22 protein-coding genes are annotated in these 20,922 nt (G+C 57.7%); 6 read left to right on the plus strand and 16 right to left on the minus strand.

The window, feature by feature from the left end:
• Positions 1 to 4: 4 nt before the first annotated feature.
• Positions 5 to 742: a Crp/Fnr family transcriptional regulator gene (locus tag PNI01S_RS21240; protein ID WP_084358973.1), complete on the minus strand. Its 738-nt coding sequence runs from the start codon at positions 740 to 742 to the stop codon at positions 5 to 7.
• A 337-nt stretch (positions 743 to 1,079) separates the two neighbouring features.
• Between PNI01S_RS21240 and PNI01S_RS28765 the strand changes: the two genes are divergently transcribed.
• Positions 1,080 to 1,280 (plus strand): PRC-barrel domain-containing protein, encoded by a 201-nt coding sequence (locus tag PNI01S_RS28765; protein WP_084358974.1) that lies wholly within the window; start codon positions 1,080 to 1,082, stop codon positions 1,278 to 1,280.
• Between the two features lie 326 nt (positions 1,281 to 1,606).
• Here the strand turns inward: PNI01S_RS28765 and PNI01S_RS21250 are convergent, their stop codons facing one another.
• From PNI01S_RS21250 to PNI01S_RS21260, 3 genes are all read right to left on the minus strand, one after another.
• On the minus strand, positions 1,607 to 1,816 hold the full coding sequence (locus PNI01S_RS21250) for a cold-shock protein (RefSeq protein ID WP_045217843.1): 210 nt from the start codon (positions 1,814 to 1,816) through the stop codon (positions 1,607 to 1,609).
• Between the two features lie 464 nt (positions 1,817 to 2,280).
• A complete protein-coding gene (locus PNI01S_RS21255) occupies positions 2,281 to 2,901 on the minus strand; it encodes a tyrosine-type recombinase/integrase (RefSeq protein WP_084358975.1) in 621 nt (206 codons plus the stop codon).
• A 209-nt stretch (positions 2,902 to 3,110) separates the two neighbouring features.
• Positions 3,111 to 3,440 (minus strand): winged helix-turn-helix transcriptional regulator, encoded by a 330-nt coding sequence (locus PNI01S_RS21260; protein WP_084358976.1) that lies wholly within the window; start codon positions 3,438 to 3,440, stop codon positions 3,111 to 3,113.
• A gap of 110 nt (positions 3,441 to 3,550) precedes the next feature.
• On the opposite strand from PNI01S_RS21260, the gene gstA reads away from it, so the two are divergent.
• Positions 3,551 to 4,168 (plus strand): glutathione transferase GstA, encoded by a 618-nt coding sequence (gene gstA, locus PNI01S_RS21265; RefSeq protein ID WP_084358977.1) that lies wholly within the window; start codon positions 3,551 to 3,553, stop codon positions 4,166 to 4,168.
• A 174-nt stretch (positions 4,169 to 4,342) separates the two neighbouring features.
• Entirely contained in the window at positions 4,343 to 4,732 is a 390-nt protein-coding gene (locus PNI01S_RS21270; RefSeq protein WP_159457350.1) for a response regulator, read from the plus strand.
• A gap of 363 nt (positions 4,733 to 5,095) precedes the next feature.
• On the opposite strand, the gene csrA is transcribed toward PNI01S_RS21270, so the two are convergent.
• The 6 genes from csrA to PNI01S_RS21305 form a co-directional block, all read right to left on the minus strand.
• Positions 5,096 to 5,275: a carbon storage regulator CsrA gene (gene csrA, locus PNI01S_RS21280; RefSeq protein ID WP_084358980.1), complete on the minus strand. Its 180-nt coding sequence runs from the start codon at positions 5,273 to 5,275 to the stop codon at positions 5,096 to 5,098.
• A gap of 55 nt (positions 5,276 to 5,330) precedes the next feature.
• On the minus strand, positions 5,331 to 6,254 hold the full coding sequence (locus PNI01S_RS21285; protein WP_084358981.1) for a recombination directionality factor: 924 nt from the start codon (positions 6,252 to 6,254) through the stop codon (positions 5,331 to 5,333).
• A 73-nt stretch (positions 6,255 to 6,327) separates the two neighbouring features.
• Positions 6,328 to 7,338, minus strand: a complete 1,011-nt coding sequence (locus tag PNI01S_RS21290) for a YqaJ viral recombinase family nuclease (protein ID WP_084358982.1) — start codon at positions 7,336 to 7,338, stop codon at positions 6,328 to 6,330.
• 71 nt (positions 7,339 to 7,409) lie between these two features.
• Positions 7,410 to 7,727 (minus strand): hypothetical protein, encoded by a 318-nt coding sequence (locus tag PNI01S_RS21295; RefSeq protein ID WP_061195370.1) that lies wholly within the window; start codon positions 7,725 to 7,727, stop codon positions 7,410 to 7,412.
• A gap of 43 nt (positions 7,728 to 7,770) precedes the next feature.
• Positions 7,771 to 8,229, minus strand: a complete 459-nt coding sequence (locus PNI01S_RS21300) for a YfjT/YkfB family phage-associated protein (protein ID WP_084358983.1) — start codon at positions 8,227 to 8,229, stop codon at positions 7,771 to 7,773.
• 28 nt (positions 8,230 to 8,257) lie between these two features.
• Positions 8,258 to 8,827 (minus strand): GYF domain-containing protein, encoded by a 570-nt coding sequence (locus PNI01S_RS21305; protein WP_084358984.1) that lies wholly within the window; start codon positions 8,825 to 8,827, stop codon positions 8,258 to 8,260.
• Positions 8,828 to 8,985: 158 nt separating this feature from the next.
• Between PNI01S_RS21305 and PNI01S_RS28770 the strand changes: the two genes are divergently transcribed.
• A complete protein-coding gene (locus PNI01S_RS28770) occupies positions 8,986 to 9,264 on the plus strand; it encodes a helix-turn-helix domain-containing protein (RefSeq protein WP_031652030.1) in 279 nt (92 codons plus the stop codon).
• Positions 9,265 to 9,332: 68 nt separating this feature from the next.
• Here PNI01S_RS28770 and PNI01S_RS21315 read toward each other — a convergent pair whose 3' ends face one another.
• The 4 genes from PNI01S_RS21315 to PNI01S_RS21330 form a co-directional block, all read right to left on the minus strand.
• Positions 9,333 to 10,301, minus strand: coding sequence for a DUF932 domain-containing protein (locus PNI01S_RS21315; RefSeq protein WP_084358985.1), 969 nt, complete (start codon positions 10,299 to 10,301; stop codon positions 9,333 to 9,335).
• 85 nt (positions 10,302 to 10,386) lie between these two features.
• Positions 10,387 to 10,710: a hypothetical protein gene (locus tag PNI01S_RS21320; protein WP_084358986.1), complete on the minus strand. Its 324-nt coding sequence runs from the start codon at positions 10,708 to 10,710 to the stop codon at positions 10,387 to 10,389.
• Positions 10,711 to 10,995: 285 nt separating this feature from the next.
• Positions 10,996 to 12,861 (minus strand): DUF2075 domain-containing protein, encoded by a 1,866-nt coding sequence (locus tag PNI01S_RS21325; protein WP_084358987.1) that lies wholly within the window; start codon positions 12,859 to 12,861, stop codon positions 10,996 to 10,998.
• 20 nt (positions 12,862 to 12,881) lie between these two features.
• Positions 12,882 to 13,259 carry a nucleotide pyrophosphohydrolase gene (locus PNI01S_RS21330; RefSeq protein WP_084359011.1) on the minus strand — a complete coding sequence of 126 codons (378 nt, stop codon included), beginning with the start codon at positions 13,257 to 13,259 and terminating at the stop codon, positions 12,882 to 12,884.
• A gap of 210 nt (positions 13,260 to 13,469) precedes the next feature.
• Here PNI01S_RS21330 and PNI01S_RS21335 point away from each other — a divergent pair, with 210 nt between their 5' ends.
• Both PNI01S_RS21335 and PNI01S_RS21345 read left to right on the plus strand, forming a co-directional pair.
• The gene (locus PNI01S_RS21335) at positions 13,470 to 14,570 is read left to right on the plus strand and encodes a protein NO VEIN domain-containing protein (protein ID WP_439958233.1); all 1,101 of its coding nucleotides are present in this window, start codon (positions 13,470 to 13,472) and stop codon (positions 14,568 to 14,570) included.
• Between the two features lie 616 nt (positions 14,571 to 15,186).
• On the plus strand, positions 15,187 to 17,895 hold the full coding sequence (locus PNI01S_RS21345; RefSeq protein ID WP_084358989.1) for an AAA domain-containing protein: 2,709 nt from the start codon (positions 15,187 to 15,189) through the stop codon (positions 17,893 to 17,895).
• A gap of 92 nt (positions 17,896 to 17,987) precedes the next feature.
• Here PNI01S_RS21345 and PNI01S_RS21350 read toward each other — a convergent pair whose 3' ends face one another.
• Both PNI01S_RS21350 and PNI01S_RS28685 read right to left on the minus strand, forming a co-directional pair.
• Positions 17,988 to 19,382 (minus strand): tyrosine-type recombinase/integrase, encoded by a 1,395-nt coding sequence (locus PNI01S_RS21350; RefSeq protein ID WP_084358990.1) that lies wholly within the window; start codon positions 19,380 to 19,382, stop codon positions 17,988 to 17,990.
• 594 nt (positions 19,383 to 19,976) lie between these two features.
• A complete protein-coding gene (locus PNI01S_RS28685; protein ID WP_231387757.1) occupies positions 19,977 to 20,177 on the minus strand; it encodes a BRO-N domain-containing protein in 201 nt (66 codons plus the stop codon).
• Between the last annotated feature and the right edge of the window lie 745 nt (positions 20,178 to 20,922).

The following is a 20,922-nucleotide window of genomic DNA, read 5'->3' on the forward strand; positions in this document are numbered from 1 at the left end:
CGTGTCACTCCGCCGCATGGCCTGGACGACGGGGAACGTAGGGTAGCAAGCGGTCGGTTTCCGCCTTCACCACCGCGTAACACTCGCAGCTCAATGCCTCCAGGCGCGGGCGGTCCAGCACGGTGATCCGCCCCCGGCTGTACTCGATCACACCTTGCTTCTGCAGTTTGCCGGCCGCTTCTGTGACGCCCTCTCGCCGTACACCGAGCATGTTGGCGATGAGCTCCTGGGTCATGATCAGCTTGTTGCCGGGCAGGCGATCGAGGGACAGCAGCAGCCAGCGGCAGAGTTGCTGGTCGATGGAGTGATGGCGGTTGCAGACTGCCGTCTGGGCCATCTGAGTGATCAATGCCTGGGTATAGCGGAGCAACAACATGAGCATGTCGCCGTGGCGACTGAACTCGTCCTTCATTCGTTGCCCCGCGAGCCGGTAAACGCTGCCGGCGCTTTGCACGATAGCGCGGCTGGGGGTGCTCTCGCCGCCCATGAAGACGGCTATACCGACCAGCCCCTCGTTACCGACCACGGATATCTCGGCCGATGCACCACTTTCCATCACGTACAAAAGCGAAATGATGGAGTCGGTGGGGAAGAACACGTAACGCATCGCATCACCGGGTTCGTAGATCACCTTGCCCAGATCCAGGCGTTGCAGCTCCAGATGGGGAAAAAGGCGTTCCTGAACCTCGCGGGGGAGTGCGGCCAGTAAATGGTTCTGCGCGGGGGAGGGAGTCTCTCGCATGGCGGCCTCCTCACGGGGCGTATCGCGACTATTCAAGCATACAATTTCAGGCCTTTGCCGGTGGTGCAAAGTTCCCTATCGCACAGACCGGGCTCCTATTTGCGCGCAACCTGGAGCTTGCGGCGGCGGATGCTGATCTGGCGCCTTGTACGACCCTGTCATCGCATCGTTCCAGAGTGGGCGTGAACATTGAAGATCGCGATTCCTGCGGTATTTACGAGGGCCATAACGGCATAGTCGCCGATGACCATTCCTGCCCCGGCCGGGCGCAGATAGGCTCATCGGGAGTGACAACTGCAACTCCGAGGATGAAGGCCTTGGCGGCCCTCCGGAAATCATGCTGGATTCGCAAAGTGGGCAAGTTGCGTGTGCCAATCTGTCGTTTGGCGGATTCACGGAGATGGGAGAAAAACGGTTTGCAGTTCCATGGAGTCTCTTGGGGCTGGATACGGCGAACAAACGCTTCGTGCTTGATGTGGACCAGGGCCGCCTCAGCAGCGCACCGGGGTTCGTCTGGCCGTGCCCCGCCTTTTTGTAAGATTGAAGCCGGTCAGGTGGTTTCTAATCAGCGGATTGGAAATATATTCGAGATTGACTGGGTATTGGCCCGCTTGAGTGAGTCCATGATCACGGCGACACATTCAAGTTGTTGTCTGATTCTGGCGAGATTCTCCCTATTCGTGGAGGATTCGGAACTGACTTCTTCTGCCGCAAGATCATTTATCGCCTGTGTCAGGCAACTGCTTGCAATATTAAGGCTTTGCCCAAATCGCTTTTCTTTCATGTCGAATCCCCGCTATTTCCCTGAGAGTCGCATGGCTTGATCCCAATGAGAGACCCCGCAGTTAGCGGGGTCTGGGGATTTCACAGTACTTTAACCTGCTCGGCCTGGTCACCTTTAGGGCCAACGCCCACCAGGAAGCTCACGCGCTGACCTTCATCCAGTGACTTGAAGCCTGGAGTGTCGATTTCTCGAAAATGGACGAATATATCCGGCCCCATCTCGGGGGTAATGAAGCCAAAACCTTTTACTGCGTTGAACCATTTTACGGTTCCATTCTGACGAATAGCCATGATGATCTCCACGGGAGTTGCTGCAGAGTGAAGTGGCCGAGGAGATGGGCGTCATGCATCAAGACGGAGCCGCTAAACACGGCAGAGGAATTAGATTATACAGCGAGCGGGGAGGTTTGCAGGGATTTTAAGATTAATTTTGATTATTCGGATGAATGGTCTGCCGGATGAGCATCGATATTATGTCTTTCATGAGTTTTTATTTGGTCTTTCTGTTTTTTGATTTAGAGGTTTTAATGGTCGCAGTTGCGGGGATTTTTCCCTAATGGGATTGAACTTGGTGGGAAAGATAGCCGATCCAGATTCATTCCAGTAAGTTGGGTGCATATGAACAAAGAATCCTCCCGTAGCGAGTCTGGCTGCAGCTTGGCATATGGCCGGCACCGGTCCACGGTGCCGGACTCTTTCAGTTGATTGCCGCGGGTAGCGTTACGCAGGCGGCCAGCACTCAGGCGGATGCATGGTCAAACCTCAGTCTGTTCCGCCATCGCCAGAGCGTCATCGACCTCGATACCCAAATACCTAACAGTACTCTCCAGCTTCGTATGGCCGAGCAACAACTGCACTGCTCTCAGGTTTTTCGTTCTGCGATAGATCAGCGATGCTTTGGTCCTACGAAGCGTGTGAGTTCCGTAGAGTGTGGGGTCGAGGCCGATTGTGGTTATCCAGGCTTTCACAATGCGGGCGTACTGCCTCGTGGAAATGTGAGCTGAAATTCGAGCACTACTGGGAAAAAGGAAATCGTCGTTACGACGGCAAGCTGTTCGGATCCAAGCTTCAACCGATGCTCGCGTCTGAGCAGTGATTTCGAACTGCACCGGTCGCTGGGTCTTCTGCTGCATCACGATCGCGCGCGTCGACACATGATCGCCGTGAGCTATGTCTCTGACGCGCAGCTTCGTTAAATCACAGGCTCGCAGCTTGCTGTCGATGGCGAGGTTGAACAGCGCCAGATCACGTTCCTTGTTTGCGATCTCAAGTCGCACTCTGATAGCCCAAATGTCCCCAAGTCGTAGCGGTGCTTTTTGGCCGACCAGTTTGCCCTTGTTCCAAGGTTCGCGAGCTTTCGTTGCGGGTGTGGCCATGATTTGTCCTCCACATGAGTGAAGGGCTAGGGTGCATCGCATGCGATCTTAGGGCCGCTTCCGACCCGAAGCGGACGCCCAAGGCTTGCAGTTAGATGGCTTGGGAGCTTTGGCTGGAGCGAACTTGCATGCGAACTGCAAATGGCTGAAGTCTGGGTGTCAGGCGGCGACCCCGCGCGAGCTGGAGCCTACAGCCATCACTCCACAACTCACGTACTGGGGCCAGGTCTGGCCTTCAGCCACAAGCCAAAGGTTCTCACCACCTCTACCACTGGTCGTAACCGATCGCCATCAGCGCTCAGGCAATACTCCACGCGTGGCGGCACCTCGGGGTACACGGTTCTCTCGATCAGGCCCGCTTCTTCCAGCGCCCGCAGTTCCAGCGTCAGTACGCGCTGGGATATCTGTGGCATGTCCCGGCGCAGTTGATTGAAGCGCTTGCTGCCGTCGAGTAGGTAGGAAACCAGCAGCAAGCGCCAACGCCCGCCGATGACGTGCATGGCTTCCTCGACCGAGCAGCCCGAAACGTTCTTCTTCATCACTTGCTTCCAGGTAACCTTTCTGTGCCCTGGCCACATAAAAGTGCGTTCTTATGCGCGGGCTCGAACTGGGAAATACTGGCCGCCCATTCCAGCCAGGGTCACTCCCGATGAAACTCTACTTTGCTCCCCAGGCCTGTTCCCTCGCACCGCACATCGTGCTGCGTGAACTGGAGCTGCCGTTCACGCTGGTGCGGGTGAACAACCAGACCAAGCGCACCGCCGATGGCCGCGACTTCCGGCACATCAACCCGAAGGGCTATGTGGCAGCGCTGGAGTTGACCGATGGCCCCGTACTCACCGAAGGCGCGGCGATTCTACAGTACCTCGCCGACCTGCGCCCCGAGGCGGCGCTGGCGCCAGCCAACGGCACGCTGCAGCGCACGCAGCTGCAAGCCCAGCTGAACTTCATCGGCAGCGAGTTGCATGCCGGGATGAGCCCGCTGTTCAGCGAAGAAATACCGGAGCCTGTGAAAGCGCTGCTGCGCGAGCGACTTGCCAAGCGCCTGGGTTACATGGAGCAGGCGCTGGCCGACCAGGGATACGCGTTCGGCGAGCGCTTCAGCATCGCCGACGCTTACCTGTTTACCGTGCTGGGCTGGTCGGAACACTTGGGGGTCGCGTTGAGCGCGTTTCCGGCCATCCGGCGTTTTCGCAGCGAGATCGGCGAGAGACGTTCAGTGATCGAAGCGATACGCGCGGAAGCGGAGTCGTGCCCTGTGCAGTAGAACGCTCGGTCAGTCGTCTTTTAGAAGCTGCTCTCTGTCGATGGTGACCGGCAGAGAACGACCAAAGCAGTCGTTGCCATGTTTATCCTTTATGTGGGGAGAGGCAGACCAGACTACGAATGTGAACTTAGGCGCGGCAGCGCTTTCCACCGGTACACGTACAGGAGAACTGGCATGGAAACGCTCCGAGGTCCGCCCGCGAACTGTTCCTCATTCGTACTGATTCTTGACGATGATCCAACCTTGGCCAGAGTTCTTGGCTTGGCGATGGAAAATTACGGAATTCCCGCAGTCGTTCTTGGAAACGCCGACAATGGTCTCGATTGGATCAATGCTAACCCTGGCCAACTGGCCCTTTTGCTCACTGACGTCTTAATGCCTGGTGAGATCGACGGTCTGGATTTAGCGCGTAAGGTTGCAGAGCGCTCCCCAGACATCCCCATCATCATCATGTCTGGCGGCTCCTGGAGTCGGGACTTCCCGGCCTACCTCATTCTCGACAAGCCATTTGATCTCACGGCGCTCATGACTGTTGTTAGAGACGCCCTAGCGCTCCCCCACTGAGTAAATAGGACGCATGGTTAATGCATCACTGATATTGCAGTCCCCTTCTGGCCGATTTGGGTCATCCGCGAATGGCTGCAATTGGCCGGAAGCAGTCTATCGATGGGGCAAAAAAAGAAACGGCGACAGGAGCCCAGAGGGCTCCTGTTTATGCCGACCTAACCCCGGATAGACGAGCTTCGTCGGGTAGTAAAGTGGAAAATGGCGAGCGCCACGATGAGCGTCAGCAACAATGGCCAGAAGCGCATAGCCAGGACTGCTAGTCCAACCACGGCTGCCGTACCGGCGAAGATGCTGAAAAGTACAAAGAGTAGGCCCAGAAAGCGCAGTAGCCCCATGTCGATTCTCCTGTGAGGCGAGCGATCAGGTCGGGCAGTGTAGGTTTGCTTGGATCCGCTGGTAGACCTCATCGCGATGCACTGTGATGTGGGAAGGTGCAGATACACCAACGCGCACGTGGTTGCCGTTGACGCGGAGAATGACGACCTCGATATCGTCGCCAATGCGGATGGTTTTACCGACGCTGCGGGTGAGGATGAGCATGCTTTACTCCTAAGCGTTTAGTGGGCGTCTGGCTGCTGCTTGGCGCCTGTTTTTGTTAACTGATGGGCCGCTGATTGCGCGCTTCGGCACGTTCGCGCAGCAGCGTTGATAGCGTGGGGCGAGTGGTGGCGCTGATTGGTTCGTCTGCTGGAGCGGGAGATGTCGCTGCAGCGGTCGCAGGCTCAGGAAAGAACTCCTCAACGATCGCGCCGCCTTCTTCTTCACTTTCCTCGAAGGCTCCATTGGCGAAGCCCTGGCGCGCTGCAGCATCGAGGGCTTGCTGGTCGAAGCCGGATGCCTGCCGCACCTCATCGGTCTCCCGGGCGTGCTGCAACGCAGCTTCGATCGACAGCCCGCTGCGTACGGTGATATCGACGTAGAAGATTGGTGATCCATGGCTTTGTCGGGTGGATTTGCCGCGCAGACGCAGCTCCAGCGGCAGGCACGCTAGACGATCTCCCGAAATCGCCTGGAGGTACTGCAAGCGAGCGGCCAGCGTGCGGATGCTGTTGAAGCCTGTGGTTCGAAAAACGAAGCTGCCGAGCGCATCTTCATCGCCGATGACCACGTTGAGCCGGCCATACGGCTTGCAGGCGCCACCTTTCGCCAGCGAGCAACCATCGGGCGAAGGGCAGGGCAGTGAGTCGATACTGTCCTTGCCGCGACGCTTACAGGTCTCGCCATTGCCAACGCAGATCGGCCGGCCGGATTGCCGATCAAACAGGCAGTACTCGGCACGAAAATTCAGGTCGGGCGAATTGAACAGCAGGCGGATCGTGATGCTGCGAATCTTGCCGCCCTGGGCTTTGCGTAGATCCTCGTCGATGGGGTGATGGATCCAGCCATCACGTAGTTGCACTTGCGAGGTGATGGTGAATTGATCGTCCTTCTCCGGCAGGCGTTTGCCGTTTTTCTCGACGACCTTGCCGATGGAAATCCGCCCGAGTACGGGCGGCGTAATAGCCAAGCCTTTAAGCATGGTGGTTCTCCAGACGAATAAAAAATCCCGCCCCGAGTCGGGCGACTTCGCGGCGGTCAAGGGGGGAATGGATTCAGGTGACCAGGAAGCGACGGCTTCCCGGCTTGGTGGTGGAGAAGCGTGTGAGGAGATACGGCTTTTCCTTCAGCAACTGCGGGACATCCAGGGCTTGGCTGTCCTTGGCCTTGCGCCAAGTCACCGAGCCGTTGGCGAACACCGCTCGGCTGGCTTCGCCCATGGCCTGCTGCAGAAATTGCTTGAGCTCAGCCTCGCGCTTGCTATGGATCTCGAGAGTGGTGCGTGCTTCCTTCAGCTCATCGAAGGCAGCGCAGAGGATGGGATCCTGGGAGAAATCCCGAGTGTTGCCGTTGTCTTCTGGGTAGAGACAGCGCAGTGCTTGCTCTGCTGATTCGGAGCCATCGGCCGCCGGTGGAGTGTCGCGCTGCACGTAGTTCCAGAAATCCTGCTCCAGTTCGATCAGCCGAGCGATCAACTCGTCGTCACGCTCGATGCGGTGGATCTCCAATTGCTGGCCGCCGAGCAGCACGGCCACGTCTGCCGCCTGTTTACCGGTCACCGCCAACTGATGCATCACCTGTAGCTGCACATACACCGGTACGCCTTCTTTCCAGAGGCGCGCGCCGTTGATTCCCGCGGTCTTGCATTCGAGGATCTGCACATCGCTGGCGCCGATAACCTCGCGGTCGATGTTGGCCAGCATCCAGTTCAGTTTCGGATCAGGGTGCTGCAGCACGGCGTTGATGCGCCGTACCCGGTGTCCGCTGTGGCGGGTGTAGTGCGTCGCGACGATAGGTTCGAGGATATTGCCCCAGTAGGTAGGGCTTTCTTCATCATGGGGATCTGACTTCGGTAAGCCGGCATCTCGGCCGGTCTTTTCCAGCCATAACTCCAATTGGGATTTGTACGGATTGAGGCCGACGGCTGCAGCGGCATCGGAGCTACCGATACCGTGTTTGCGGACGGCCAGCCAGGCTTCGCGGGAGAGTTGTTTGGTGCCCACCAATCGCAGGGCAGGGCGCTTTTGCGCGTGCTTGCTGACAGCAGAGAGATGAGATCGAGGCATATGACTTTTCCTGCGGGCATAAAAAAGCCCGAGCGGGAAACCGCTCGGGCCGTTCAGTGATAAGGCGCGGACTAGCTGTCAAAAGTGAAGTCGTAATCTCCTTCACTGGTGGAGAGAGATACCTCAACTACCTTTTGGCAAGATGGTGCATCTGCCTTCAACAGCTCACCAAAGGCGAGCTTGTACGGCAGGCGCTCTTGGACATTGACGGGGCAGTTACCGCGATTGATCTGCACTTTGTTGATCGTGACGCTGTCCTCGCGGGCAGTGATGCGAATCTGCGGTCCGCCCCAGACGGAGTTTCTGCCGAGCTCAACGGTAACGGGCGGCTCTGAGCCGCATCCTGCAATGGCCGCGAGTAGAAGCGCGACAGCCAGGTACTTCTTCATCGTCTTAATCCTGTGAAAGATGTTTCCAACAATCCGCTCTGGGTTACCAGGCGGAGCGGCAAAGGTTTTTCTTGCTGTTCAGCGGTTGCAGAACTTTGGAAAGATTCTTGGTGGGCAGCTTCACCGTCCTGCCCTCTGCGCTGAGCTGAAGATTGTTTGCCTTGCGCAGTGCGGCCCAGAAGCCAGGGAAGTTGTTGCCGCACACGTGGCAGTCGGTGAAGAAGGGATTGCTGTAGGCCGTACCATCGACAATGACATCGAATCCACCGTCGTCGTTGGACGAATACTGCTTGCCACCAATGGTGGCGTAGGCGCTGACGGCACTTTCATCATCGTCTGGGCAGGAGATGTTCAGCTCGTTCCCATTACCATCGTCGACCAGGTGTTCCTGCACACCCTGGGTATAACCGGTGGTCCATTCATAGGTGCCTGCTACGGCGCTGGTTCCGATCACGCCCACGGCAAGGCCGCACAGCAGCGCTATCGCTCTGATCATTTTCATGGAGTAACTCTCGTAAGTGAGGGTGAGGCTAGCCCTGGTGTGCGCCGATGCTGATGACGAAGCAGACGATCCAGGTGATGAAGTAGGCGAGGTTCTGGTTCAGCAGCTTGGCGCGCTGATAGAGGTAGACCGGTACCACGAACACCCAGCCTTTGAAGCGGCTGACGTCGTGACCGGCCTGCTTGAGGCGCTTGGAGTCGAGCACCGACAGGGCGATGTTCAGAGCCAGGGTGACGTACCAGTAGCGGTTCTCTGACATGGCTCGCTCCCACTGCGCTTCACTCGCGCCCAGCAGTCCAGCCACGAAGGACTCCAGCAGATAGCCAATCAACGGAGCGAATGCCAGCAGCCAGACGATCTTGTTGTTAACGCTGCTGCCGGTCAGCGGTGGCGGCGCCACATCTTCCAGATGCTGACGCAGCTCGGTTTGCTCGATCTGCATCCAATCAGTCATTCCCTTTTTCCAGACGCGAGATCCGTAAGTGAGTTGGCCTTGTTGGATTAGGCCGATCAGTTGTTGCTGGGAGACGGCGCCTTTGCGCTCGCCGTTTTGTTCGTAGTGCCAAGAGGTGTCGAGGGTTGAGGTTGCGTCCTGCATAACAGGCTCCTTGTTTTGATAGCTAGACCCCGCCGCGGGGACGGCGCTCCTACGGCTGGGTTGTTAGTGAGAATATATATCATTAAGCATGACTATGTAATCATACCATTTTCAATCTTCTCATGGATTATCTTCATCTTTGAGCGAAGAAATCCGGGATGGAGTTGAAGGTCGCTTTCGCGAGGTGCTTAAAGGAGCTGAGATGCCAGCGACACTTGGCGCAGGTTGACCTTGGGCACCAGGCACACATCAGTCGCTTAGAGTCGGGCAAGCAAGAGGCGACTTTGACAACCATCGAGCAGGTCGCTGAGGCACTTGGAATGACCTCAATCGAACTTCTCACTCGCGCAGTTGCTTTGCAGTCAGGACAAGATCCTGTGCTGCTTCTAAGGGCTATTGCTTCCGATATGAAAAGGAAGGAGTCGAAAATAGACTGAATGTCTATCGAGGGCCTCTTGTTGCTAATGTGCTCAGCCGAAGAGGCCTGAGCGCGAGATCATTACCCTTATGCTGCGAGCGCCAATGCAGCATGCAACGCTTTCTGCTTCAGCACCGCCCCTTGTCCGAACCACGCCGAGTCCAGGCGATATTCATTGCTGCGCGCACGCCGCTCGTGGTCCACGTATTCGGTGACGGAGCAGAGCAATCCCCACGCAGTTCCTTCCGCCGCAGGTAGCGTGGCACCGCGGCCCGCTCCCTCGTACAACTCATGCACTCGGCGCAGCGCCCGCTCGTTGGCGAGTTTTTCGGGAATGTCCGTCGTGGGCGCAACATCGCACAGTACGTCCAGGAAGAAGCTCGTGGCCTCTCTCGGGCGTACCTTGCGCTCGGCCAGATGGCGCATCCGATACATGAACTCGTCCCATTGCGAGACAGAGATGCCGAGTTGCTTCTTCACCGCTTGGGAGTCGAAGCGAGTGTTGTGCGGCACCTTGATGGCCCGTGAGGTGCCATCCAAGGCAATGGTGAGGGTGTTATTGCAGACAACTCGGATGGTCGTCGGCGTGGCAGTGGTAGCGAGTGTCCCGTCGCACGAGGTGGCTAGCAGTAAGTAGCCATTCACCTGGTCATTGCCTTTGAGCGCTGCGTGCTGACCAGTCCGCGCCAGTGCCCAGAATTTGCGGCCACCTTTGAGCACGCCAGCCGTTTCGAGCTCATAGCCCGATACCTCAGTCAGGTCGCGATAGAACTCCAGCACTTCTTTGGGCTGAACGACCTGATAGCGCTGCGAGACCACTGAGAGCGGCGCCTTGGTGTCGGAGCGGTAGAGCACCTTCTGTTCTGGGAAGGAGTGGATGCTGCCCAGATGGCCGACAGCTTCTGCCTTGAAGTGCACTGGGCTTTCCTGGATCTGCCAGTCCATGCCGGCTTTGCGTTGCCAGATTTCGATAGGTTGTTTTTGCGGGAGCTGGTTGCCTAGGCCATGCCAGGGCGTTTCGCCCACATAAGCCATTTGTTCGACGAGATGAGCCATGGTGAATTTCCTTTGAGTAATAGCCGGCCATAGCGCTGCGCGAGGTGCAGCACCGGCAAAATGAATGAGATCGAGGGGAGGGGACTTAGTAGGAGAGGCTGAAGTTGTACTTGCAGTTCAGACAGCGATGGTTGTGCAGCACGTGCTCATCCACCTGTTTGCCGAGTGTGGCTCCGGCCACGCAGCCGGCGACGCCTCCGGCTAGCGCGCCCAGGACTGCCCCGGCAATGCAGCTCAACGCCAAACCGGGTGGTCCGCCGAGAAATCCAAAGCTGGCGCCCGCCTCACCTCCGGCCAGCGCTCCGGAAAGGCCACTGCTGGCGCCGCCAATGGATCCGATAAGGCTCCCTATTTTCTTGCCAAAATCACGTGTCACGACCTTCGCAGATCGACAAGCGGGACAGATCATCAAGATGTTGCTCCCTGTATCACCGTAATTGCGTTTCAGTGAAGGTTCGCTGGGGAAGCCTTCAGATGGGTGATGTAGAACTGAGATTTTTTCGATTCGAGTTGAGGCCTTCGCAGACGTAGTGAACTGCGTTCAAGGTGTCATCGGAGCGATAGCGAAGTGGGCGCCCTGGCGGATCTGTCGCCCTGAGGACATTCTGAGTGGGGGCTGGGAGATATTTTTCTTTTTTCGTTATAAAGTAATGTATATCAATAGCTTAAAATTTAAATCGGCCTCCCACGGGCTTTACTCAAAGCCTTCCGCCAATCCTGCCCTAAAGTACTCGGCCGTCTCCGCATCCGTGCAGTACAGGAAACACCCCTTCATGCCGCGGGTCATGAGCGTGCGGTAAGTGTTCTTGATGATCAGGTCGGTTTCCTGCCTCGTCAGGTCAGGATGCGTCTTCATGAGCTTCTTGTAGCCGCGGATAGAACGGTCTTGCTTGTCGCGCTGATCAGGCGAGGTGATGACCTGGCCGTTACGTACTATCAGGTCCGGTCCGATGATTACGCCGATGTAGTCGACCTCCAGGCCTTGGCAGGTATGGATGCAGCCCACCTGGTCGATGGATTCCTCAGCGATGATCCAGAGGCTGCCGTCCTGGCTGAGGTTCCACTGCCTCCGGTAATCACCGATTACGATGTCCTCGGCCTGCGGGTCCTTCTTGCTGCGCCATGGCCAGCAGTATCCTGCCACTACACGTGCTTTGTTCTGGTGGTTGAGGGCTTCAATCGCGGCATGCATCGCCTCGGGTGTATCGAATACCCGGAAATCGTATTCGCCGGCATCGAGCCGATCGTTCGCTGTCGGCCGGATGTCGAGCACGTTGTCCAGCCATGCGAGGTAGCCATCCGAGCCGCTGCAACGAAACTGGGAGGCAAGGTCGTACTCTTCGACTACGGCACCCTTGGCCTCGGCAAATTGCCGGATCGCTTGCTTGCTGCCCACGTCACTGAGCGTGACGCGCTGATCCTCATCGATGAAGAATACTGTGCACTTCGACGCTACGATCAGTTCCTTGACCTGGTTCTCGCCCAGGTTGGCGTACAAACCGCTCTTCTCATTGAGGCGATGGGCCTCATCGACGATGAGCACGTCGAAGATATTGGGCTCGGCATCCACGAAGGACCCGGACCCGGTGAACATGTGCGAGAACCGCGAGCGGGAAATGGATCCGACCAGCTTGGTCTCGTAGACCTTTCGCGGAGCAGCATTCTTCGATACGTATTTGCCGACCAATCCCAGGGAGCTGAGGTGCACCAGGAGATTGATAGCCAGCACCGTCTTGCCGGTACCGGGTCCGCCCTCGATGATGACTACCCTAGGCTGCTCGGAGGATGCTGCCTTCGCGGCGACAACTGCAGCCTCATAGACCTCCTTCTGATCGTCGATCAGGACGAACTCCGGGTTGCCTTTCAGGAGGCCTTTTAACGAATCCGCGAGCGCTTTTGAGGGTCGGATCCTTCCGTCCGCCAGTTCGTACAGGACTGCCTTGTTGTCACCGGACTTGATGTATTTCCTGATGAAGGCCCGAAGCAGTTCTAGCTCCTCCTTGCCTTTGAGAAAGAGTGGGGCTTTCTCGATATAGGGCTGGTAGTGCGAAGCGTCGATGACACCGTCACGCACGTAGTTGTGAAGATACGCGCAGGGCCTGACGGCGATGCTCTCGTTGTACACTGCCTCGTTGAAGCCTTCCAGGAGGGAGGCGTAGGACCAGGCCTGGTACGAGGGGTGGACAGTCTCGCGTAGCCCCTTGCCGAGGGCGGTTACCACGATCGCATCCTTGGCGGTGGCCTTTGCCGTGCTCCATTGCTTGAGCTCGACGAGCACGGCGTTCTTGCCACCCAGCTCGTCATGCCCGGTGAGCGTAAAGTCGATACGCTTTGAGGACTGCGGGATATGGAGCTCGATGGCCAGGCCGGTGTCAGGCGGCAGGGCCTCGTCGCGCAGTACCTTGGCCATGTAGCCGAGCGACCCTTTCCACGACTCGATCTCCGATCGCCCGACCCGCTTGCCGGTGCGGGCGGTGAAATGGGCGAGGATCACATCCTCAATGTCGTCGTTGTCGGTGTCCTTGAGGAACTGCTGCTTGGTGGCTTCGTAAACGATCACGCGGTCTTCCTTGGCCGACTTTAGAGTTGGTCGTACTTCTTGCTCGTGTTGCGTGCCTTGTCGACGGGATACTTCTGCCCATTCAGCCGAAGCTTGTGTTGCACGGCCTCGTCGAGGTCCACACCCAGGACGTCCGCCAGCCGCACTAGGTACATCATCACGTCGGCGAGCTCGTCGCGAACAGCCTGTGCTGTCTCGAGCCGCTGCGCCGCGGTGAGGGATTGCTCCTCGGTCATCCACTGGAAGATCTCGAGGAGCTCACCTGTTTCGCCAGCCAAGGCCATGGCCAGGTTTTTCGGCGAGTGGAACTGCGCCCAGTTGCGAGCCGCGGCGAACTGTTCGAGCGCTTCGGCCAGCCGGGTGGTGTCAACGAACGAAGAGGTAGGCGAGGCATTAATCGGCACGAGGTTGTCCTTGGTGACGGCTGGGTATGGCGATCATACTTGAGCGCAAGGCTGTTGTGAGTGCGGTAGCATTCTGCAACCGTTGAGCCAGAGCCTAGAGTGCGATTGATGCGAGGGCACGCAGCGCGACTGTTCCCGGCAGCGCTCAACATAAGGACGTGGTCGTTTATGCCTCAACTCTCCCAGCTTCGGAGCCCAGCAGCCGTGCAGGCCGCCATCGACGAGTTCGTGCAGCTCGGCCGCACCAGGTTCTTGGAGCTCTATGGTTTCGGCAAGTCGCGTGACTTTCTCGTACGTGATCCGAAGACCGGCACCGATTGCGACTCTAAAGCCATCGCAGGTGTGGCCTTCGGAAAGCAGTTTCCTGAACAGGGACCTCTGACTGCCGACAGCTTCTCGGGCGGTGAGGCGACTGTCGTCCCTTCACTTACCAACTTAGGGTTCACGATCATTCGCATTGGCGAGGACTGGTCCGAAGCGGAGGTCGAGGCGACAGTGCGCGACTACTTCGAGATGATGCGCTCAGAGGCATCGGGTGTTGCCTACAACAAGTCCGAGCACAACCAGGCCCTGCGGCGCTTGCTCAACGGCCGTAGCAAGTCCTCAGTCGAACTCAAGCACCAGAACATCAGCGCCGTGCTTGATGCACTGGGGCTTCCCTATATCAACGGCTACAAGCCCAGGGGCAACAGTCAGCTTTTGCTACGTAAATCCGTACAAGCGTATGTCCTGAAGCACCAGCAAGCAGTCGGTGCCATTGTCGATGCACTGGAGGAAGTGAAACTTCCCAGCGAAAAAACCTACCTGGCAGCACTTGTGGACCCGCCTAAGCGCGAGGCGTTTGTTCCGAGTCCAACTACGATGCGAGGCCGGATGCCACGCAAGCTCGACTTCGCCGCGCGGGATGAGTCCAACCGCAAACTCGGTAGGGCAGGGGAGCAGTGGGTAATCGAGTTCGAGCAACAGCGCTTGATGGCAGCGGGCTTTCCGGAGCTATTCCAGCGACTGGACTGGGTATCCGACACCCAGGGGGACGGAGCTGGCTTCGACATCTTGTCATTCGAGGACGCGACGCAACACCGCTTCATTGAGGTGAAGACAACCAACGGCGGGGTGGGCTCATCCTTCCTCGTCAGCCACAACGAGCTTGCGTTTTCCAAGGAAGTGGGCGAACAGTTCCACCTCTACCGAGTGTTCCAATTCAGGTATGGGCCCCGCCTGTTCACTCTCAGCGGCGACTTGAGCCTGCACGTCCACCTCAAGCCCACCGATTACCGGGCGAGCTTTCGGGGCATTGTGGAGTGAAGCTAATGGCGGCTGTCGGCCTGGCAGCGGTCACTGTCTTTCGCGCCGTCGAATGACTTGTTCGGCATCTGCCATCAGTATTCGAGACAAGAGAGCTCCTGCGCTTGCGGCAGGTCAGTTATGGGCATCGAGATGCAGAAGAACTGCCTCGAAGTCATTTATGGTCTCCCGTGCCGGCACTCTGCCCACTGCGAGATGTATCGTCGGCTGGCATCATTTACTCCTTTAACTGCGCAGCCAGGGAGGATAGCCAGTGATTTCTATCAGTGACATCTACAACCAAGACATCAACTTCCTCTTCGGATCAGGAGCATCGTTTGGTCTGCTCCCCACCCTCCAACTACAGGTGCAGACTGGTGAGGGCAACTCGCGCTACACGTTGGAAGATCTAGCCACCAAATTTGAGCACGAGGGAGATAGCATGAAAACTTCGGCTTAAGGCCGAACAGCATTCCATCTTCAAGAAAGCGCTGAAGGACTGGCAGATGATCAACTGCATGAACCGGCTATCAGTCCTATACGTAATGATGGCAATATGCCAACCTTTGGAGAACTAACGCCACCCGATGTGCACCGTGAGGGGCAAACGGATGCCGTGTGCATACAAAAGGGACGTATGATTTCGATTCAGGTAGGTGGTGAGGACAAGAGCGCAGAGATCACCAATTGGTCGATCTGGAGCGATAAGCACGAAGGTCTGCAACTGCGGTGCTCATATCTAAAAAAGGGCAAGGTCGTACACGCACTTGATGACTGCGTTATCTCGCCCTGCCGTGAGCTGGGCAACATGTTGCTGACCAAGCCCCGCAGCACGATTGTCACGCCCGTCGCCAAGGCGACGATCTACGGCGAACGCTATGCCGTCGTGTTTTATCAAGACTCGGATCAGCCCTACGTCTACAAGATGGACGACATCGCCTTTACCGCACCGACAGCGATCAAAGACGTGCCGGTCTTTCAATATTTCTCATCCGTAGCGAATGCCCGACACGCTCGCGCCGACTCGAAGGATGACCGTGAGATCGCCGCGAATATCGTGCGCCAACTGGAAAAGCTGCCCGCCAGTGCCGATACCGCCTTACAGGCCTATTGCTCGGGTCGCATCGGCACGTTGACGCCGAGCCGGGGGTTGATCTATCCGTTCGGGTTGAATGAGAGTCAGCTCGCGGCGGTCGAGCAAGCCTTCCGCGCGCAGGTCAGTGTGATCGAGGGCCCACCGGGGACGGGTAAGACCCAGACCATCCTCAACATCCTCGCCAATATCCTGCTGAGTGGGCAGACGGTGGCAGTGCTGTCCAACAACAATGCGGCGGTGGAGAACGTCTACGAAAAGCTGGAAAAATGCGGACTCGGCTACCTGGTCGCCAAACTCGGCAATGAGGGAAATCGCAAAGACTTCTTCGCTGACTTGCCGCCTTGGCCGTCGTGCGAGCCTGAGTCCGCACCGACGCTGGACGAAATTCAAGCCTTACTGGCTCGCTTGCGGCAGCATTTACACGATCACAATCGGGCGGCACAACTGCAAGTCGCGCTTGATGAGCTAACCATCGAGCGACGCTACCTGCAGCAGTGGCAGGCAGATAACGGCATTCAGCCTGCCAACTCACTGGACAGATACGGGTTGTCGCCTAGCAGGATCGCGGACCTGATGGCGTACCTGGCTCATCTCGGAGAGAAGCGCATCCGCTTGAAGGATCGCATCGAGCTACTGTTCAACTTTAAGATTTTCCGCACCAAACCATTCGCGCAGGGTAATGCGCGCCTGTCTGTCTTTCACGACCTGCAGATGCACTACTACAACAAGGCATTGCGAGACACGGAAGCGGAGCTGCAGGCGTGCCGCGAATCGTTGGAACACGGCAACTTCACGGTCTTGCTGGATGAGTTGAAAACGGCATCAATGCGTCATCTCAAACAGCAATTACAACGCCAGGCGCCACCGTCAGACAGCTTCGATGCCAAGACGTACCGTCAACAGTTCGATGCCTTCGTTCGGCGCTTTCCGATCCTGGGCAGCGGCACGCACTCCATCGTTAATTCGATCGCGCCGGGAGCAATCCTCGACTACGTGATCATCGACGAAGCCTCGCTGCAGGACATCGTGCCAGGCATTTTAGCGCTGGGCTGCGCGAGAAATCTGATCGTCGTAGGCGATAACCGGCAGTTGGCGCACATTCCCGTGGCATTGGGAATGCAAGCTCCCGAGGAGGCATACGATTGCGAGCGCTACAGTTTGCTCGATTCGTGCATCCGCGTGTTCAAGGATGCATTGCCCAGAACACTCCTGAAAGAGCACTACCGCTGCCATCCGAGAATCATCCAATTTTGCAATCAGCAGTTCTACGACAATGCGCTAGTGCCCATGACTGAGGACAAGGGTGAGGCTCCACTTCGCCTAGTGCTAACCGCTAAAGGCAACCACACCCGCCAGAACACTAATCTGCGAGAGGTGGACTCCTTGCTCAAGCTGCTTGATGACGAGGGCGAGCCGGTAGTGCTGAATGGCGATGGGCGCGGTTTCATCGCGCCGTTTCGGGCGCAGGTCAACCTCTCCGGCAAGCACCTGCCGGCGGATTTCGTCAGGGACACCGTGCATAAGTTCCAGGGCCGAGAGTGTGACGAGATTGTTTTCTCCACCGTGTTGGACAAGAAACGCTACAACCAAGAACGTAAACGCCTGGATTTCGTCGATGACCCTCGCATGATCAACGTGGCGGTATCGCGGGCCAAGCACCGCTTCACCCTGGTGACGGGTGAGGAGGTGTTCACGGGCAACAACGGCCACATCGCGGCCCTGATGCGCTATGTCATGTACTACGCGCATGAGGAACAGCTCGTGCGTGCTCCTGTGGTATCGGCCTTTGACTTGCTGTATCGGGAGTTTGACCGCTCTCTGGAGCGCTTGGACGTCCGACTGCGGCGTGAAGACTCACGCTACAAGTCTGAGCAGATCGTGGCGCAACTGCTGCGCGAGGCGCTGTCCGCCCTGGCGTGTCAGTCATTGATGTGCCACGCACAGATCAAGCTGGATCAGATCGCGTCGCCAAGTAACCAGGATTGGACAGACCGCGAGCGCGCCTTCATGGCTCGCGCCAGTTGCGATTTCGTCATCTATTTCAAGATAGGCAAAATCCCGGTTGGGGTAATCGAGGTTGATGGCGGCTCCCACGACCGCCCCGACCAAGCGGCGCGAGACGCCCTAAAGAATGGCGTCCTAGCGAAAAGCGGCATTCCCATTCTTCGACTGCGCACGGTCGAGAGCCGCATCGCGGAAAGAATCGGTGACTTCATTGCCCTGTGGGCTAACACGACGCCCGGGATATAAGGTGGACCCGCCCCGTTTGGGGCTGGTGGGTGTCGATGGAGGAAACCTTATCCTCGATGAGATTGGAGCCCATAAAGTTAAGGGGGGGGCAATTAGTCAGCTGCTGGTGTTGCTAAGATTTTTTCCAGCTTCTCTCCGAGAAGCCACCATGCCTCGGCTTTTTCCTTCGCATAGTCGTGGTGCAAGTAATGTCGGCGCACTTTGGAACCGCTCAACAGATGGTTTTGGCAGCGATCAATGATCTCTAGTGCGACCCGCAGTTCCTGCATCATGGTCGCACCGGTGCGGCGCAAGTCATGCGGCGTCCATTCACCTTTCGCACCCTTGCTAAGTACTAGTGAGTTGTCATGATGGCGTCCAGTAAGCGGCTTGCTGCGCTTCTTGAAGCGGCACTGCCGGTCACCAATCAATTTGCTGACTGTCTTGGTGTCGACATGGCTATTTTCGTCCTTACTGGGGAAGCAGAACGGGGTGTGGCCGGTTGCTTCTTTCAAGCGCTTGAACTGATTCAGCGCGAATGAGGACAGAAATACGTGGTGATCCTGGCGCTTGCCCTTATGTCCCTTGGTGGCTTCGGCCGGAATGAACCAGGTGCCTTTCTCCAGATCCACATGGCGCCATTCGGATTTGAGCAACTCACCGATACGGCAGAGGGTGCTTAGGCAAATCCAGACGGCGCATTGCACGCGTGGATTGACGGGGCGGATGCCGGAGTATTTCTGTCCGGCGGGGAGGGCGTCGTAGTCGCGTTCCAGGCGGACGAAGATATCACGCAGCTCGCGGATTTCGTCAGGAGAGAGCAGGCGATCGCGCTGTTCTTCGTAGTCGTGATCGAGCAGCTTATTGACATCCACCAGGTCGGCCGGGTTGCCGTCGGCCATCAGGGTGCGCCATGGCTTGCGTTTCTCTGCCCAGTGCAGCATCTGGCCGATGTCTTTGCTGCGGATCACCACGGTGCGGTTCAGGCCGCGGGCTTTGACTTGGCGCAGGACGTCGAGCAGGTCTTTCTCGGTCAGGGTTCGCAGCGGCTTCTTGCCAACAAGTGGGAGCACGTCCTTGGTGAAGCTTCGGCGCAGCTCGGCGTTACCGTCTTGGCGCGATACGCCATCGCGCATCCACTCCTCGAAGAGGTCGGCGACTGTCTTGTTCTCCGCTGCCTGACGTTCGGCTTCGGCAATGGTGGCCGCGATAGCGGCTTGGGCTTCGATCTTGGCTGCCTGGCGGGCGGCAGTGGGATTAATCCCCTTGGCGACTGTCGCTTTCACCTCATCGCGCTCGGCTCGGATTTGCGCCAGCGACTTCTTCGGCCAACTGCCCAGGCGATGATCGCGTTTCGCTCCGTCCAGTTTGAACTCATAGCGAAACAGGACCGTGACGCCGCGTACCCCGGCACGAACCTTGGCGACCAGTCCGCCGTCTTCGCGCAGTGTCTTTCCATCGTCGGCCGAGGTGAGCGCCTCCAGTTGCTTCGCGGTCAGTTTTGCCACCTTCTACCCCTTGCCCGATTCGGTCGCCTTGGAATTTTGCCCCACTTTTGCCCCACCAAATCGCCTGGCTGTCGGTGGATGCTCATGGATCGTGATGGACGCTAATTTAGCCTGTATGCCCCGTATTTACTAGGCTTTAGGCGATCCATCAGTGTCCACTGACATCCATGTAAATCCATGAAATAAGCGCATGGGGTGCAAGGGGTAGAGTGTTCGAATCACTCCGTCCCGACCAAATTTGAAATGGCCGGTTCAGCAATCAACCGGCCTTTTTGCATTTCTCTTCCCTCAAAAACTCCCTATATCGACCGCCAGCTCGGCGCGTCCCTCAGTGGCCAATCATCCTGCGCTGCCAGGAAGGCTGGTAGGTCTCGTCGCGCTATCCAGATTTCCCCTTGCTACTTGAGGACGCCGATGCGTTGGTCGGCCCAGATCATGAAGGCGCGCAGGGGGTTGCTGTCGGGGATGTGCTGGGAGTCGTGGAGGGTTGGGAGGGCTTCGTCGCTGAGCCATTTGGCGAAGTTGCGGTGTTCGGGATGCTAGTGGCGGTATAGGGCTTTGTTAGGTGCTGGATTCGCTGATGACTTCCACTTCCTAGCGGAAGCCGCTGAGGTATTCCAGGATGACGGCGCGTTTCTGTTCCGGGTCCATGCGCTTGGGTAGGCGGTAGGGGCGGCGGGCGTCGATCAGGAGGGCGAAGTCGTGGGCGACGAACCACGGTTGGCGGTCGATCAGGACGGCGCGGAGTTGGTAGGTGTGGCGTTGGAATACGACAGATATGTAAGCGTCTTGCATGGTGAAGCTCCATCTACGAGGTTGAGGAGCCGCGACGCGTCGTCGTCAAGCGAAGGGTGGCGGACCGCGCAGGGTTGACGAGCCGGGAGATGGAACCGGCAGACCCGAGGGTCCCCCGCGCGATCCGCCATAGAGCCAGTAGTGAATACTACAGGCATGAAAGCGCCTACTGGAAACCGTCGCTCTTTCCCGCACGCGCTTTCAGCGTTTTCGCGCCATCTCATTTCCGGTCGTCAAACCAGGCCACAGGATTGACTGTGACGGGCGCAGGATGGAGGAGGGCTTTCCGGGGCGGGAACCTGCAAAGCGCGTAGGAATCTGGCAAGCGTGCTTTGAAGTGGGAGGTTCGGCAGCGCCTCCTCTATATAGGTAGAACGACTCAGCTGTATGGCTGGGGCCGCGGTGCCTGGCTTGGCGCGGCTGCAGGAAGGTGCTGCTTTCTATATTAGAGGGAGAGGGGGGTGGTCCCTTTGTCATCTTTCTGCAAAAAGTCGTTGACGCTCGATTTAAACTCCCTATAATGCGCACCACTCCCGGCGACGAAGCGCTGAAAGAACTTGAAAATCAAGTACTTACAGAGATTAGAGGTTGGGGGTGGCGATCAGGCAGGTGATTCACTTGTCGCTCTTCATTAGCTGCTCCGGCAGCGAGCTGAAAAGAAGGTCGCCGAGGTGCTTGACAGCGAGTTTGATTGCTGTAGAATTCGCCTCCCGCTGATGAGAGGTTTGACTTCTCGGAAGCCCAA

Source organism: Pseudomonas nitroreducens NBRC 12694 (genome assembly GCF_002091755.1).
In the GTDB taxonomy this organism is placed as follows: domain Bacteria; phylum Pseudomonadota; class Gammaproteobacteria; order Pseudomonadales; family Pseudomonadaceae; genus Pseudomonas; species Pseudomonas nitroreducens.

Coding starts and splice junctions, on each gene's coding strand:
- PNI01S_RS28685 (WP_231387757.1), bottom strand. CDS start 20,177: ATGCAAGACGCTTACATATCTGTCGTATTCCAACGCCACACCTACCAA.
- PNI01S_RS21345 (WP_084358989.1), top strand. CDS start 15,187: ATGATTTCGATTCAGGTAGGTGGTGAGGACAAGAGCGCAGAGATCACC.
- PNI01S_RS21255 (WP_084358975.1), bottom strand. CDS start 2,901: ATGGCCACACCCGCAACGAAAGCTCGCGAACCTTGGAACAAGGGCAAA.
- PNI01S_RS21285 (WP_084358981.1), bottom strand. CDS start 6,254: ATGCTTAAAGGCTTGGCTATTACGCCGCCCGTACTCGGGCGGATTTCC.
- PNI01S_RS28770 (WP_031652030.1), top strand. CDS start 8,986: ATGGAGTTGAAGGTCGCTTTCGCGAGGTGCTTAAAGGAGCTGAGATGC.
- csrA (WP_084358980.1), bottom strand. CDS start 5,275: ATGCTCATCCTCACCCGCAGCGTCGGTAAAACCATCCGCATTGGCGAC.
- PNI01S_RS21270 (WP_159457350.1), top strand. CDS start 4,343: ATGGAAACGCTCCGAGGTCCGCCCGCGAACTGTTCCTCATTCGTACTG.
- gstA (WP_084358977.1), top strand. CDS start 3,551: ATGAAACTCTACTTTGCTCCCCAGGCCTGTTCCCTCGCACCGCACATC.
- PNI01S_RS21320 (WP_084358986.1), bottom strand. CDS start 10,710: ATGATCTGTCCCGCTTGTCGATCTGCGAAGGTCGTGACACGTGATTTT.
- PNI01S_RS28765 (WP_084358974.1), top strand. CDS start 1,080: ATGCTGGATTCGCAAAGTGGGCAAGTTGCGTGTGCCAATCTGTCGTTT.
- PNI01S_RS21250 (WP_045217843.1), bottom strand. CDS start 1,816: ATGGCTATTCGTCAGAATGGAACCGTAAAATGGTTCAACGCAGTAAAA.
- PNI01S_RS21305 (WP_084358984.1), bottom strand. CDS start 8,827: ATGCAGGACGCAACCTCAACCCTCGACACCTCTTGGCACTACGAACAA.
- PNI01S_RS21315 (WP_084358985.1), bottom strand. CDS start 10,301: ATGGCTCATCTCGTCGAACAAATGGCTTATGTGGGCGAAACGCCCTGG.
- PNI01S_RS21295 (WP_061195370.1), bottom strand. CDS start 7,727: ATGAAGAAGTACCTGGCTGTCGCGCTTCTACTCGCGGCCATTGCAGGA.
- PNI01S_RS21260 (WP_084358976.1), bottom strand. CDS start 3,440: ATGAAGAAGAACGTTTCGGGCTGCTCGGTCGAGGAAGCCATGCACGTC.
- PNI01S_RS21240 (WP_084358973.1), bottom strand. CDS start 742: ATGCGAGAGACTCCCTCCCCCGCGCAGAACCATTTACTGGCCGCACTC.
- PNI01S_RS21290 (WP_084358982.1), bottom strand. CDS start 7,338: ATGCCTCGATCTCATCTCTCTGCTGTCAGCAAGCACGCGCAAAAGCGC.
- PNI01S_RS21300 (WP_084358983.1), bottom strand. CDS start 8,229: ATGAAAATGATCAGAGCGATAGCGCTGCTGTGCGGCCTTGCCGTGGGC.